The 13,606-nt window shown below is 69.1% G+C and carries 12 protein-coding genes and 1 tRNA gene; 7 read left to right on the plus strand and 6 right to left on the minus strand.

What is annotated here, in order from left to right; translation table 11 throughout:
• The first annotated feature begins 8 nt into the window (after positions 1 to 8).
• The 4 genes from efeB to ACFWP7_RS14515 all read left to right on the plus strand — a co-directional run bounded on the left by efeB (position 9) and on the right by ACFWP7_RS14515 (position 5,221).
• Positions 9 to 1,379, plus strand: a complete 1,371-nt coding sequence (efeB, locus tag ACFWP7_RS14500; RefSeq protein ID WP_384381225.1) for an iron uptake transporter deferrochelatase/peroxidase subunit — start codon at positions 9 to 11, stop codon at positions 1,377 to 1,379.
• Positions 1,380 to 1,412: 33 nt separating this feature from the next.
• Complete coding sequence (gene pheA / locus ACFWP7_RS14505; RefSeq protein ID WP_384381227.1) at positions 1,413 to 2,345, plus strand: prephenate dehydratase; 933 nt, start codon at positions 1,413 to 1,415, stop codon at positions 2,343 to 2,345.
• A gap of 702 nt (positions 2,346 to 3,047) precedes the next feature.
• Positions 3,048 to 4,325, plus strand: a complete 1,278-nt coding sequence (serS, locus tag ACFWP7_RS14510) for a serine--tRNA ligase (protein ID WP_384381229.1) — start codon at positions 3,048 to 3,050, stop codon at positions 4,323 to 4,325.
• A complete protein-coding gene (locus ACFWP7_RS14515) occupies positions 4,322 to 5,221 on the plus strand; it encodes an HAD family hydrolase (RefSeq protein WP_384381231.1) in 900 nt (299 codons plus the stop codon). Before serS ends, ACFWP7_RS14515 begins: the two co-directional genes overlap by 4 nt.
• A 31-nt stretch (positions 5,222 to 5,252) precedes the next feature.
• On the opposite strand, the gene ACFWP7_RS14520 is transcribed toward ACFWP7_RS14515, so the two are convergent.
• The 6 genes from ACFWP7_RS14520 to ACFWP7_RS14545 form a co-directional block, all read right to left on the minus strand.
• Positions 5,253 to 5,357 (minus strand) — tRNA-OTHER (locus ACFWP7_RS14520).
• 319 nt (positions 5,358 to 5,676) lie between these two features.
• Positions 5,677 to 5,934 (minus strand): hypothetical protein, encoded by a 258-nt coding sequence (locus ACFWP7_RS14525; protein WP_384381233.1) that lies wholly within the window; start codon positions 5,932 to 5,934, stop codon positions 5,677 to 5,679.
• Between the two features lie 133 nt (positions 5,935 to 6,067).
• Complete coding sequence (locus ACFWP7_RS14530; RefSeq protein WP_384381235.1) at positions 6,068 to 6,787, minus strand: ABC transporter permease; 720 nt, start codon at positions 6,785 to 6,787, stop codon at positions 6,068 to 6,070.
• Between the two features lie 10 nt (positions 6,788 to 6,797).
• The gene (locus ACFWP7_RS14535) at positions 6,798 to 7,709 is read right to left on the minus strand and encodes an ABC transporter ATP-binding protein (protein ID WP_384381237.1); all 912 of its coding nucleotides are present in this window, start codon (positions 7,707 to 7,709) and stop codon (positions 6,798 to 6,800) included.
• Positions 7,706 to 8,626, minus strand: coding sequence for an ABC transporter permease subunit (locus ACFWP7_RS14540; protein ID WP_384381239.1), 921 nt, complete (start codon positions 8,624 to 8,626; stop codon positions 7,706 to 7,708). The genes ACFWP7_RS14535 and ACFWP7_RS14540 overlap by 4 nt, the downstream gene beginning before the upstream one ends.
• Positions 8,616 to 9,605 carry an ABC transporter ATP-binding protein gene (locus ACFWP7_RS14545; protein ID WP_384381308.1) on the minus strand — a complete coding sequence of 330 codons (990 nt, stop codon included), beginning with the start codon at positions 9,603 to 9,605 and terminating at the stop codon, positions 8,616 to 8,618. The genes ACFWP7_RS14540 and ACFWP7_RS14545 overlap by 11 nt, the downstream gene beginning before the upstream one ends.
• A 251-nt stretch (positions 9,606 to 9,856) precedes the next feature.
• Between ACFWP7_RS14545 and ACFWP7_RS14550 the strand changes: the two genes are divergently transcribed.
• The 3 genes from ACFWP7_RS14550 to ACFWP7_RS14560 all read left to right on the plus strand — a co-directional run bounded on the left by ACFWP7_RS14550 (position 9,857) and on the right by ACFWP7_RS14560 (position 13,457).
• The gene (locus ACFWP7_RS14550; protein WP_384381241.1) at positions 9,857 to 10,699 is read left to right on the plus strand and encodes a M24 family metallopeptidase; all 843 of its coding nucleotides are present in this window, start codon (positions 9,857 to 9,859) and stop codon (positions 10,697 to 10,699) included.
• On the plus strand, positions 10,696 to 12,456 hold the full coding sequence (locus tag ACFWP7_RS14555; protein WP_384381243.1) for an SDR family oxidoreductase: 1,761 nt from the start codon (positions 10,696 to 10,698) through the stop codon (positions 12,454 to 12,456). Before ACFWP7_RS14550 ends, ACFWP7_RS14555 begins: the two co-directional genes overlap by 4 nt.
• Before the next feature lie 92 nt (positions 12,457 to 12,548).
• Positions 12,549 to 13,457 carry a metal-dependent hydrolase gene (locus ACFWP7_RS14560; RefSeq protein ID WP_384381310.1) on the plus strand — a complete coding sequence of 303 codons (909 nt, stop codon included), beginning with the start codon at positions 12,549 to 12,551 and terminating at the stop codon, positions 13,455 to 13,457.
• Positions 13,458 to 13,606: the final 149 nt, after the last annotated feature.

Consider the following 13,606-nt stretch of genomic DNA (forward strand, 5'->3'; position numbering starts at 1 on the left):
ACCACACCATGGCTGACCAGTCCACGCCGGCGGCCCCCTCCCAGGGAGGCGCCGCACAGGAGACATCCCCTGATGCCTCTCCCGAAGAGGGCGCTCTCGGTGCTCTCAAGGTGAGCCCTTCGGACCCTTCCAGGGAGGCCGTTTCCGAAAACGCCTCCCCCAAGGAGGGCATTTCGCGGCGGCGACTACTGGGCACCGCCGGGGCCACCGGGCTCGCACTCGGTGCGGCGGGCGGCGCCGCGGGATACACCGCCGCCCCCTCCGACAGAGCCCTGCCACTCACCTCACTTGGCGCGGACACGGTGATGTTTCACGGGAAACATCAGCCCGGCATCACCACCGCACTCCACTCCAGCGGCCACCTCATCGCCGTCGACCTGGCGGCGGGCGCGGGCCGCAAGGAAGCGGCCGCACTGCTGCGCCGCTGGTCGACGACAGCCCAACGGCTGATGGCGGGCGAGGCCGCCGCGCAGGACGACACGGACGTCGCGCGGGACGCCGGACCGTCGTCCCTGGCGGTCACCTTCGGCTTCGGGCACAGCTTCTTCGCGCGCACCGGCCTGGACAAGCAGCGCCCGGTCGCCCTCGACCCGCTGCCCGACTTCTCCTCCGACCACCTCGACAAGGCACGCAGCAACGGCGACCTGTGGGTGCAGATCGGCGCGAACGACGCCCTCGTCGCCTTCCACGCCCTGCGCGCGATCCAGAAGGACGCGGGCAGCGCGGCCCGCGTGCGCTGGCAGATGAACGGCTTCAACCGCTCGCCGGGCGCCACCGCCCAGCCGATGACGGCCCGCAACCTGATGGGCCAGCTCGACGGCACCCGCAATCCGAAGCCGTCCGAAACCGACTTCGACGAGCGCATCTTCGTCCCCGCCTCCGGCGACCCGGAGTGGATGACGAACGGCTCGTACGCCGTCGTACGCCGTATCCGCATGCTCCTCGACACCTGGGAGCAGCTCTCGGTGAAGGCCCAGGAGGAGATCATCGGGCGGAAGAAGTCCACCGGGGCAGCGCTGAGCGGCGGCACCGAGACGACCGAGATGAACCTCGACAGGACCGACGCCGACGGCAACCTCGTCGTCCCCATCAACGCGCACGCCCGCATCACCCGGCCCGACCAGAACGGCGGCGCCGCGATCCTGCGCCGCCCGTTCTCCTTCCACGACGGCTTCGACCCGGACGGGGTGCCCGACGCGGGCCTGCTCTTCATCTGCTGGCAGGCCGACCCCGTACGCGGATTCGTCCCCGTCCAGCGCAAACTGGACCGCGGCGACGCGCTCTCCGAGTTCATCCGCCACGAGGCGAGCGGGCTGTTCGCGGTGCCCGGCGGGGCGGCGGAGGGGGAGTACGTCGGGCAGCGGTTGCTGGAGGGGTGAACGGGGTCGTGTAGGGCCCATTAGGGTGAGGTCATGCCAGCCAGTTACGCGTATCTCGGCCCGCAGGGCACCTTCACCGAAGTCGCCCTGCGGACGCTTCCGGAGGCTGCCACCCGGGAGCTCGTCCCGATGGTCTCGGTTCCCGCCGCACTCGACGCCGTCCGCAACGGCGAGGCCGAGGCCGCGTTCGTGCCGATCGAGAACTCCGTGGAGGGCGGCATCACCACGACCCTCGATGAACTGGTCGCGGGCAAGCCGCTGATGATCTACCGCGAGGTGCTGCTCTCGATCACCTTCGCGCTGCTGGTCAGGCCCGGCACGAAGTTGTCCGAGATCAAGACCGTGACCGCGCACCCCGCCGCGCAGCCGCAGGTGCGCAACTGGATGAAGGCCAACCTCCCGGACGTACTCTGGGAGTCCTCCGCCTCGAACGCGGACGGTGCCCGACTCGTCCAGGAGGGCCGGTACGACGCCGCCTTCGCCGGGGAGTTCGCGGCCGGCCCCTACGGCCTGGAGGCCCTGGAGACCGGGATCCACGACGCCGAGAACGCGCAGACACGGTTCGTGCTGGTGGGACGGCCCGCCCGGCCCGCCGCACCGACCGGCGCGGACAAGACGTCCGTGGTCCTGTGGCAGCGCGACGACCACCCCGGTGGGCTGCGCGACCTGCTGGGCGAGTTCGCCACACGGGGCATCAACCTGATGCTGCTGCAGTCCCGGCCCACCGGCGAAGGCATCGGCAACTACTGCTTCTGCATCGACGCCGAGGGCCACATCTCCGACCGCCGGGTGGCCGACGCCCTGATGGGACTCAAGCGGATCTGCCTCCAGGTGCGGTTCCTCGGGTCGTACCCACGCGCCGATGCGGGGGTCGAGGACGTACATACTTTGCTGCGGGGGACATCGGACGACGAGTTCGTCGCGGCAGCCGACTGGGTGGCGCGCTGTCACGACGGACGGTTCTGAGCGGTTCGGACGGTTCTGAGCGGTTCGGTAGCTTCTGTCGGTCCCGGCGTGCGGACGCGCCGCGTCAGAGCTCAGCGCAGCCTTGCGCAGCGCAGCCTTGCTCTGCCCGCCCCGCCCCGCTCATCTCCGCTCTGCTCTGCTCTGCTCTGCCACCAGTCGTACCTGCCGATTTTCCTCATCCACAAGAGTTATCCACAGGTGCGCTTCTCGACCTGGGGACAAGTCGACAACGAAGGGCTACATCGTCGACAAATCGGCCTGCAGGCTCCTGGTTCATCCACAGGGCGGCATGTCACCCCTCGTCCACTCTTTTCCTTTGGTCAATCCTATGGAGCGAAGCATTTCTGCTCGAATCCACTCGAACGTGGGTGTAGGGATGGTTTGACCCGAGAATCTCCCGCCCCCCTTGCGCTTTTCGGAATGATCACTTCCATAGTCCACAGATCTTCCACACACCCTGTGGATAACTTTCCGAAGGTACGGCCCCCTGTGGACAACTATCTGCTCAAGTCCCCTCCTCCGTAAGGGGATCCAGTCAACCGGCCAACGCCACATGCCCCGATTCAGGGAGCATCGTCCGTTTTATTGACGGAAAAATGTCGATCAAGAAATACAGCCCGGCATTTCGCCCATAACGTGACAGACGTCACGGTGTGGAATATCGAGTCGTTGACCGGAAGCACGCACCGGTAACCTTCAGGGGTGATTGACCTTCGCCTGCTCCGTGAGGACCCCGACCGTGTTCGCGCCTCCCAGCGCGCCCGTGGAGAGGACGTCGCGCTCGTCGACGCCCTCCTCTCCGCCGACGAGCGACGCAGGTCGTCCGGCCTCCGGTTCGACGAGCTGCGCTCCGAGCAGAAGGCGCTCGGCAAGCTGATCCCCAAGGCCTCGGGTGACGAGAAGGCCGAGCTGCTGAAGAAGACCGGCCAACTGGCCGCCGACGTCAAGGCGGCCGACGCCGAGCAGCACGAGGCGGACGAGGCGACCAAGCACCTCCTCCTCCAGCTCGGCAACCTGGTCCACCCCGACGTCCCGGTCGGCGGCGAGGAGGACTTCGTCGTCCTGGAGACGCACGGCACCATCCGTGACTTCGGCGCCGAGGGCTTCGAGCCCAAGGACCACCTGGAGCTCGGCGAGGCGCTGGGCGCGATCGACGTCGAGCGCGGCGCCAAGGTGTCGGGCTCGCGCTTCTACTACCTCACCGGTGTCGGCGCACTCCTGGAGCTCGCCCTCGTCAACGCGGCGATCGCGCAGGCCACCGAGGCCGGCTTCATCCCGATGCTGACGCCGGCACTGGTGCGCCCGCGCGCCATGGAGGGCACCGGTTTCCTCGGTCAGGCCGCGGAGAACGTGTACCACCTGGAGAAGGACGACTACTACCTGGTCGGTACCTCCGAGGTCCCCCTCGCCGCGTACCACATGGACGAGATCCTCGACGCCGACAAGCTGCCCCTGCGGTACGCCGGCTTCTCGCCGTGCTTCCGTCGTGAGGCCGGCACGTACGGCAAGGACACCCGCGGCATCTTCCGCGTACACCAGTTCGACAAGGTCGAGATGTTCTCGTACGTCCATCCCGAGGACGCGGAGAACGAGCACCAGCGCCTCCTGGACTGGGAGAAGCAGTGGCTGACCGGTCTTGAGCTGCCCTTCCAGGTGATCGACGTGGCCTCGGGCGACCTCGGCGCCTCCGCCACCCGTAAGTTCGACTGCGAGGCGTGGATCCCGACCCAGGGCAAGTACCGCGAGCTGACCTCGGCCTCGAACTGCGACGGCTTCCAGGCCCGCCGCCTGTCGGTGCGGATGCGCGACGGCAAGAAGGTGCAGCCGCTCTCGACGCTGAACGGCACGCTGTGCGCCGTACCGCGCACGATCGTGGCGATCCTGGAGAACCACCAGCTGGCCGACGGCTCCGTACGGGTGCCGGAAGTTCTGCGTCCCTACCTGGGCGGGCGTGAGGTCCTGGAGCCGATCTCCAAGTGACCGGCACCACCACCGGGGCGACAGGCTCGACCGGACCGAGTGGACCGACCGGGTCGGCCACTTCGGCTGGGTCGACCAGTTCGGCTGGGTCGACCAGGGCGTTCCCCTACAAGCTCGTCGCGACCGACCTCGATGGGACGCTGCTGCGTTCCGACGAGTCGGTCTCGGCGCGTACGCGTGAGTCACTCGCGGCGGTGACCGCCGCGGGCGCCGCGCACATCGTCGTCACCGGGCGCGCGGTGCCCTGGACCCGGCACATCCTCGACGACCTCGGCTACGAAGGCCTCGCGGTGTGCGGTCAGGGCGCGCAGGTGTACGACGCGGGGGAGCACAGGCTGCTCACCTCGGTGACCCTCGACCGGCAGCTGGCCGTTCTGGCGCTCGCCAAGATCGAGGCGGAGATCGGCCCGCTGCTGCTGGCCGCAAGCCGCGACGGGCTCGACGGCGAGGTGCTGGTCGGGCCCGGCTACCGGGTGCACGAAGGCCCGCTCCCTGTCATGCCGATCAAGGACGCGGCGGATCTCTGGGCGGCGCCTCTGAACAAGGTGTACGTGCAGCACCCGACGCTCTCCGACGACGAGCTCGCCGCGGTGGCCCTGGAGGTCGCGGGCGGTCTGGTCGGAGTCGTCATGGCCGGCGCGGGGATAGTGGAACTCCTCCCCCTCGGCCTCTCCAAGGCGACCGGGCTTTCCCTGGCGGCGCGCCGTCTCGGTATGAAGGCCGCGGACACGATCGCCTTCGGTGACATGCCCAACGACATCCCCATGTTCGCCTGGGCCTCGCACGGGGTGGCGATGGCCAACGCCCATGAGGAGCTCAAGGCGGTGGCGGACGAAGTGACGCTGTCCAATGAGGAGGACGGCATCGCGGTCGTACTGGAACGGTTGCTCGGCTGACGGCCTGCGTTACTGCTGTGCCTCGGGTCTGAGGAGGATGCGCGGATCGAACGCGCGCGGGGTGTGATCCCCGATCACGACTTGCTTCTGATCGAACACAGCGCAAGCCGGTGCCTTACCTCTCGGCCAATCCTCCGGGTGGGCGGCCCGCGCGAATACGCGCTCGAAGCGGCCGCCCCGGACAGCCTCCCGTGCGGCGCGGGTTCGACGGAGGTGACTACTCCGGAACCCGCCGCGGGCTGTCCTGTCGGGAGCTCGACGAACTGCTCCTGACGAACATCGTCGCGCTCCTCTCCCCGATCGTGGCGCCGATTCGAACCGGCGGTGTTGACACAACCAATGTGCCCGTACGCCGAGTTGGGCGCCACTCAATAAAACCGGGCGGGAAGCCGAGGCCGGCGGCCGGAAGCGGTGGTCAGCGGCGGGAAGCCGAGGCCGGCGGCCGGAACCCGTGGCTAGCGGCGGCGCCACCTGCGTCGGCGTCCCTTGCTGAAGAACCATCCCGCGGGCGGCTCGTCGGACCGCCAGGGCTGCGGATCGGGTCCCCCGTTGCGCCAGCGGGCGGCGAGCATCCGCGCGCGGGCCGACGGCTCGGCCGTCTCGGCGGATCGTATGAAGTCCTCGTCGAGCACGAGGTCGTCCCAGACGTCCGCGCCCGCGCCCCCGTCCCCGGACTGCTCGCGACCGTCACTGCGTGGTTCTTCGGCTGCCATCCCCGTTCCTCCTGGACGTGCGTCCCCGTCTGCCCAGTGTGCACAGACAGACGTGAAGCCTCTGTCAAGAAAAATGAGGGCTCCACGCGCGCGTGCTCAGTGGGATTCGGGCACACGCGCGTGGAGCCCCCGCTCACTCCTCGCCGGCCAATGTCAGCGTCCGCAGCTTCTGCCCGGCGTACCAGGTGGCGAGGACGGTGACCAGGACCAGCAGCACTGTCGCGGTCGTCAGGCTCACCTCCGAGGTGACGAGGTCGCCGCCGGTGACCTTGTGTCCCACTGCGAGCGCCCACTGCTGGACGCTGAGCGTGCGCGCGCCGGACACCAGTGACCCGAAGAGGGCCTCCCAGACCAGCGCGTAGACGAGCCCGAAGACGACCGCGTGCCGGGTGATCGTCCCCAGGAGCAGGAACAGTGCGGCGTACGCGATCGAGGCGACCAGGGCGGCCACGGTGTAGGCGACGGCGATCTGCTGGCCGTTGCCGTTGAGGATCATGCCGGCGATGAAGGTCGGCACCGCGGAGAACGCCATGGTGACGGCGACGGCGACGATCAGCTTGGTGAAGATGATCGTCGGCCGCTTCAGCGGCTTGGCGAGCAGGTACACCACCGAGCCGTCGTCGATCTCGGGACCGATGGCGCCCGTGCCGGCGATGACGCCGATGATCGGGACCATCGTGGCGAGGGCGAACCCGCCGAGGACGTCGGCGGCCGTCTGGTCGTCGGCTCCGGTGAAGCCGCGTACGGCCGCGGAGATCACGATGAGCAGGACGGGAAGGGCGCAGAGAATGAGGGCTCGGCGGCGGCCGAGCAGGGCTCGATAGGTGAGCCGGGCGACTGTGGGGTCGTACATCTTCGGCCTCCTACGCCGCTACGAGATACGAGAAGACGGACTCGAGGGACTCGTCGGACGGCGAGACCGTGAGCAGCCGGATGCCGCTGTCGCGTGCGACCCGGGGCAGCAGGGCGGTGAACCGGCCGAAGTCGACGGCCTGGATGCGCAACGCGCCCTCGGCGAGGTCCACTTCGATGCCGGACGTGGACGGGTCGGCGATCAATGCGGCGGCGAGGGCCCGGTCGTCGCCGGAGCGGATGAGGTAGCGGTGCGGGCGGTCGGTCATCAGGCGGCGGATGCGCCGGAAGTCGCCGCTGGCCGCGTGCCGTCCGGCGACAATCACCTCGATGTGGGCGGCGAGTTGCTCGACCTCTTCGAGGATGTGGGACGAGAACAGCACCGTGCGGCCTTCGTCGCCCATGCGGCGCAGCAGGTCCATGAGCTGCATGCGCTGGCGCGGGTCCATGCCGTTGAAGGGCTCGTCGAGCAGCAGCAGGGACGGCTCGTGGACGAGCGCGGACGCCATTTTCACGCGCTGTCGCATGCCCTTGGAGTACGTCGAGATCTTGCGGTCCTGCGCGTACTCCATCTCGACCGTGGCGAGCGCCTTCTGGGCGGCCTTCTTGCCCAGGCCGTGCAACTCGGCGTTGGCGACGACGAATTCGAGTCCGGTGAGGAAGTCGTACATCCCCTCGCGCTCGGGGACGATGCCGATCTGCTTGTAGATCTGTTCGTTGCGCCAGGTCGGCTTGCCGTCGAGGGTGACGGTGCCGGTGGAGGGTGCCAGGAAGCCGCCCATCATGTGGATGAGGGTGGACTTTCCGGCGCCGTTCGGGCCGAGCAGGCCGGTGACTCCGGGGCCGATCGTCATCGTGATGTCGTTGACCGCCACCACGTTGCCGAACCAGCGGGAGACGTGGTCGATGTTGAGCGTGGTCACAGCCCGACCTTTCGGTAGCGGCGCATCAGGAGGCCGTAGCAGCCGGCGATGAGACCCAGGACGACGATGAGGTAGACGATGCCCTGCGCGGACGAGGGGCCTTCCCCTCCGGGGAAGGCGGAGGTGGCGCCCAGGAAGGCCGTCTGTACTCCGTCGATGAGGGTGATCGGCGAGAAGAGGCCGAGCCACGAGACGGCCGTGGGGTCGCTGGACTGGTTGAAGGCGATGGCCTGGACGGTGGACACGGCTCCGTAGGAGATGGTCAGCACGGCGATGACGGCCGCGATGCCGAAGCCGCGGCGCGGGGTGATCGCCGAGATGACCAGGCCGATGCCGGCGAAGAGGAGCGACAGCAGTGCCACGGAGACCAGTCCTTGTGCGAAGCCCTTCGTCTGGTCGGCGAAGTCGAGCTTGGCCAGAAGGGCCCCTACGTAGAGCACGATCAGCGGCGCGGCGGTGAGGGCGAAGAGTGCGGAGGCGAGGGCCGCGTACTTGGCGCGTACGTAGTCGGCGGTCTCGATGGGGCGTGAGAAGTACAGCGGTACGGTCTTGAAGCGCAGGTCCCGGGAGACGGACTGGGGTCCTTGGGAGGCCACATAGAGGCCGATGACGGCCTGCATGATGATCGCGTAGCGCGTGTAGTCGACGGGCAGGTCCTTCGCCTTGGTGGCGACCGCGACCGCCACCATGATCAGCGCGGGTACGCAGATCACCACGAAGAGCAGCATGGGCAGGACCTTGGACTTGATCGAGCGGCCGAGTCCGTAGGAGCCGCGCAGCGACTGCGAGTACAGGGAGCGGCGGGCGTACGCGCGGCCCAGACGCGGTCCGTCGTAGTTGCGGTAGCCGATGTTGTGGATCCGGGTCTGCTCGCCCGCGTGGGCTGTGGGCTGGACCTGGGGCTGCTCAACCGCCATGGCCGACCGCCTCCTTCCGCTGCTCGCGCTCGTCACGTTCGCCGTTCTGGGCGCTCTCGGTGTGGAAGACCTCGGCGATGTGGTGCCTGCGCTGTTCCATGCGGACCAGGCCGAGGCCGAGGTCGGCGACGATGTCGCGGACGAGGTCGTAGGTCTCCTCGCCCTCGGCGGTGAGCAGCAGGATGTGCCCGGCGCCGGGCAGGCCGCTGCCGTCGTGGGTCTCCACTCCGCGCGCGTGGAGCACGTCGCGCACCGCGCCGGTGCCGTCCGGGTGCTCGTCGGTGTCGGTGACCTCGATGGCGAGGGTCGTCGTCTTCTGGGTGAAGTCCGTGGTGGAGCTGGACCGCAGCAGTTTGCCGCCGTCCACCACGACGACGTGGTCGCAGGTGCGCTCCAGCTCGCCCAGGAGGTGCGAGGTGACGAGCACCGAGATGCCGAAGTCGGTGTGGATCCGGCGGATCAGGCCGAGCATCTCGTCGCGGCCGACCGGGTCGAGGCCGTTGGTCGGCTCGTCGAGGAAGACCAGTTGCGGGTCGTGGACGAGGGCCTGGGCGAGCTTGACGCGCTGCTTCATGCCCGTCGAGTAGCCGCCGATGGGGCGGTACCGCTCCTCGTACAGGCCGACGTGGCGCAGTATGTCCGCGGTGCGCTCGCGGGCCGCGGCCGGCGGGAGGCCGGACATGCGCGCCATGTGGACGACGAACTCGGTGGCCGAGACGTCGGGCGGCAGGCAGTCGTGCTCAGGCATGTACCCGACCCGCTCGCGAATGGCGCCGCCTTCGGTGGCGACGTCCAGGCCGAGCACTTGCGCTCGGCCCTCGGTGGCGGGGGACAGACCCAGCAGGATCTTGATCAATGTGGACTTGCCGGCTCCGTTGGCTCCGACGAGTCCGGTCACACCGGGCCCGACGTCCACGGAGAGCCGGTCAAGAGCGGTCACCCTGGGGAACCGCTTGCTCAGGCTTTCGGTCGCGATCACAGTCACGGTTCGAAGGTAGTGGCGCACGCCACAGCCGGTCGTCAGACCAGGGAGCTGTATCGGCGTCCCTCTCCAGTCGTACGGGCCCGTAGGGGTCCCCCTGAGGTCGAACAACCGGCCATGGGTTATCCACATCGGTCCCGCTGTCCACAGGGGTCGCGCAGGCCTATTGACTCAGCCTCCAACCATTGTCACATTCATCAGTGTCAAGTTACGGGCACGTACGGCGATCGTGGTGGACGGACGGTGGCATGAGCAGTGCAGCGACAGGTGAACTCTCCGCGGAGCTGCGCGGGTTCCGGGAAGTGCAGCGTCTCGCCTACGAGTGCGCGGAGGCGGTCGCGGCGCGGCTGAAGCCGGGGGTGACCGAGCGCGAGGCGGCGCGGATGCAGCGCGTGTGGCTGCGCGAGCACGGCGTGCGGGACTGGTTCCATCTGCCCTTCGCCTGGTTCGGCGACCGCACGGCCTTCGTCAACTTCCGCATCCCGCTGCAGTTCTTCCCCACCAACCGCCGGCTGAAGGCGGGGATGCCGTTCATCCTCGACCTGGCCCCGGTCCACAAGGGTTTCACGGCGGACATCGGCTATTCGGGCTCCCTGGGCCCGAATCCCGTGCAGGACAAGCTGATGGCCGACCTGGAGGCGCACCGCGAACTGATCCTGCGCGAGGTGCGCGAGCGCCGCCCGCTGCGTGAGATCTACGAGGAGGTGGACCGGCTCATGGTCCGCCAGGGCTATGCGAACCGGCATCGCGCGTATCCGTTCGGCGTGATCGCCCACAAGGTCGACCGGGTGAGCGAGCGCCGCTGGTCACCGCATCTGTTCGGGTTCGGCACCCAGTCCCTGAAGGGGCTGGCGGGCGACGTGATCCACGGTCACCGCGACGGCTGGTCGCCGCTGTGGTCGCCGTACAAGTTCTCCGACCATCCGCCCCGGCCAGGGCTGTGGGCGGTCGAACCACACCTCGGATTCCGGGGTACGGGCGCGAAGTTCGAGGAGATCCTGGTCGTCACCGACTCCAAGGACCCCGAACAGAGCGCGTTCTGGCTGGACGACGATCTGCCGCACGTGCGGCGCTGGGCGGAGGACAAGTGAGTCTCACGGAGGCGCGCGAGCGCTGGGTCCGGACAGGTGGAGTCGAGTTGTGCGTCGCCGAGTTGGGCGATTCGCAACAGCCCACGATCGTGCTCGTGCACGGCTATCCGGACTCCAAGGAGGTGTGGTCGGAGGTCGCCGGTCGGCTCTCCGAGCGCTTTCACGTCGTGCTGTACGACGTCCGCGGGCACGGCAGGTCGTCGGTGCCGCAGCCGCTGCGGGGCGGGTTCACGCTGGAGAAGCTCACGGATGACTTCCTGGCCGTCGTGGACGCGGTCAGCCCTGACAAACCCGTACATCTGGTGGGGCACGACTGGGGTTCGGTGCAGTCGTGGGAGTTCGTCACGGTCGCGCGCACCGAGGGCCGCATCGCGTCCTTCACATCACTGTCCGGGCCCTCCCTCGACCACTTCGGGCACTGGATCAAGCAGCGCGTGAAGCGGCCCACCCCGCGCGCGATCGGCCAGCTGCTCGGCCAGGGCGCCAAGTCCTGGTACGTGTACCTGCTGCACACGCCCGTGCTGCCCGAGCTGGCCTGGCGCGGCCCCCTGGGCAGACAGTGGCCGAAGATCCTTCGGCGCGTCGAGAAGATCCCCTCCGACGGCTACCCCACACCGTCACTGCCCCTGGACGCCGCGCACGGAGCATGGCTGTACCGGGACAACGTACGGGCCCGGCTGAGCAGGCCGCGCGCGGACGCCTACGCACACGCGCCCGTGCAGCTCATCACGCCCTTGGGGGACGCGTTCCTCTCCGAGCGGCTGTACGACGAACTGGAGCAGTGGGCACCGGGGCTGGTGCGCCGTACGCTCCCGGCCAAGCACTGGGTTCCGCGCACCCGGCCCGACCAACTGGCCTCCTGGATCACGGAGTTCGTGCACGCCAACGAGGACGGTGTACCCGTGCCGGACGCCGTGGTCGACGGCAGGTACGCGGGCCGGTTCGGCGGGCAGCTCGTGCTGGTCACCGGCGCGGGCAGCGGCATCGGGCGGGCCACCGCCTTCGCGTTCGCCGAGGCCGGCGCGCGCGTGGTGGCCGTCGACCGAGACGCGGAGAGCGCGGCCCGCACGGCGGAGATGTCCCGGCTGATCGGCTCCCCCGCGGCCTGGGCCGAGACCGTCGACGTCTCCGACGAGCAGGCCATGGAGAAGCTCGCCGAGAAGGTCGCCACCGAGTACGGCGTGGTGGACGTACTGGTGAACAACGCCGGGATCGGACTCTCCGGGTCCTTCTTCGACACGACCCCGGAGGACTGGAAGAAGGTCCTCGACGTCAACCTGTGGGGCGTGATCCACGGCTGCCGGCTCTTCGGGAAGCAGATGGTCGAGCGAGGGCAGGGGGGCCACATCGTCAACACCGCGTCGGCGGCGGCGTACCAGCCGTCAAAGGCACTGCCCGCCTACAGCACCTCCAAGGCGGCCGTGCTGATGCTCAGCGAGTGTCTGCGGGCGGAGCTGGCGGGCCAGGGCATCGGCGTCTCGGCGATCTGCCCCGGCTTCGTCAACACCAACATCACCTCGACCGCACGCTTCACCGGCGTGGACGCGGGCGAGGAGCGGCGGCGCCAGAAGAAGTCGGCGCGGCTGTACGGGCTGCGGAACTACCCGCCGGAGAAGGTGGCCGACGCGATCCTGCGCGCCGTCGTCCGTAACCAGGCGGTCGTGCCCGTCACCCCCGAGGCGCGCGGCGCCCGCCTCATGTCCCGCTTCGCCCCGAGGGCGTTGCGTGCGATCGCACGATTGGAGCCACCGCTGTGAGCGACTCGACTGACGGGTCGACTGACGGGTCGAGGAGTGAGTCGTGGAGTGAATCGACAGGTGAGTCGACGGGCGAGTCGACGGGTGACTCCCTGAGCGACGGCGGCCACTACGTGATCACACCGCGGCGGGTGTCCTTCGACTGGGAGAAGACCCCTCTTCACTGGATTCCTGACGAGCCCACCGCCACCCATGTCATCAACGTGCTGCATCTGCTGCTGCCGACGGGGGAGCGCTGGTTCGTGAAGGTCTTCAAGGAGGCGCTCGCGCTCGTCGAGGACCCCGAACTCCTCAAGGACGTCAAGGGGTTCATGGGACAGGAGGCGACGCACAGCGTGCAGCACGCGTACGTCCTCGACCACCTTGCGGCGCAGCGGCTCGACACCGCGGACTTCACGAAGTATGTCGACTTCCTCTTCGAGAAGCTGCTCGGCGAACGGCCGCCGCTGAGCGCTCCGGTTCCACCCGAGGGGTGGCTGCGGTTCCGGCTGTCGGTGATCGCGGCGATCGAGCAGTTCACGGCGGTGCTGGGCGACTGGGTCCTGGCGGCGGAGGGCCTGGATCTCGCCGACGCCGACGAGGTCATGCTCGACCTGCTGCGCTGGCACGGCGCCGAGGAGGTCGAGCACCGCGCGGTCGCCTTCGACATGTTCCAGCACTGCGGCGGCGAGGGCCTGCCCCGCTACGCACGCCGGGTCGCGGGCATGGCGGTCACCGCGCCCGTGATGCTCTACCTGTGGGGGTGGGGCGCCGCGTACCTCATACGCCACGACCCCCAGCTCGCCGGACGCCTGCGCTATTCGCTCGCCGCCCACAACAGGGCCGTACGCAAGGGGCTGTTGCCCCCGTGGAGGGAGCTCGGCGCGGCCGTACCCCGCTATCTGCGGCGGTCGTACCATCCGTCGCAGGAGGGCTCGCTGCGCCGGGCGGTGGACTATCTGGCGCAGTCCCCGGCGGCTCGGTCGGCGGCGGGAGCGATCGGGCGGGCGGCCATCGCGTAGCGAGGTGGGGAGGGTGAGAGTGACGGTGAGGATCGTGAACGAGGAGTCGGTGGACGTGGCGGGCGGGGTGCCCGGTGTCGGCCCGGCGGCCGGAGTCGGCCCGGCGGCCGGAGTCGGCCCGGCGGCCGGAGTCGGCCCGGCGGCCGGAG

The sequence above is a fragment of the Streptomyces sp. NPDC058470 genome (assembly GCF_042721055.1).
GTDB lineage: Bacteria > Actinomycetota > Actinomycetes > Streptomycetales > Streptomycetaceae > Streptomyces.

What these genes read in the sequence shown, in the direction of transcription:
- ACFWP7_RS14525 (WP_384381233.1), bottom strand. Translation starts at nt 5,934, where the DNA reads ATGGCAGCCGAAGAACCACGCAGTGACGGTCGCGAGCAGTCCGGGGAC.
- pheA (WP_384381227.1), top strand. Translation starts at nt 1,413, where the DNA reads ATGCCAGCCAGTTACGCGTATCTCGGCCCGCAGGGCACCTTCACCGAA.
- ACFWP7_RS14550 (WP_384381241.1), top strand. Translation starts at nt 9,857, where the DNA reads ATGAGCAGTGCAGCGACAGGTGAACTCTCCGCGGAGCTGCGCGGGTTC.
- ACFWP7_RS14530 (WP_384381235.1), bottom strand. Translation starts at nt 6,787, where the DNA reads ATGTACGACCCCACAGTCGCCCGGCTCACCTATCGAGCCCTGCTCGGC.
- efeB (WP_384381225.1), top strand. Translation starts at nt 9, where the DNA reads ATGGCTGACCAGTCCACGCCGGCGGCCCCCTCCCAGGGAGGCGCCGCA.
- ACFWP7_RS14540 (WP_384381239.1), bottom strand. Translation starts at nt 8,626, where the DNA reads ATGGCGGTTGAGCAGCCCCAGGTCCAGCCCACAGCCCACGCGGGCGAG.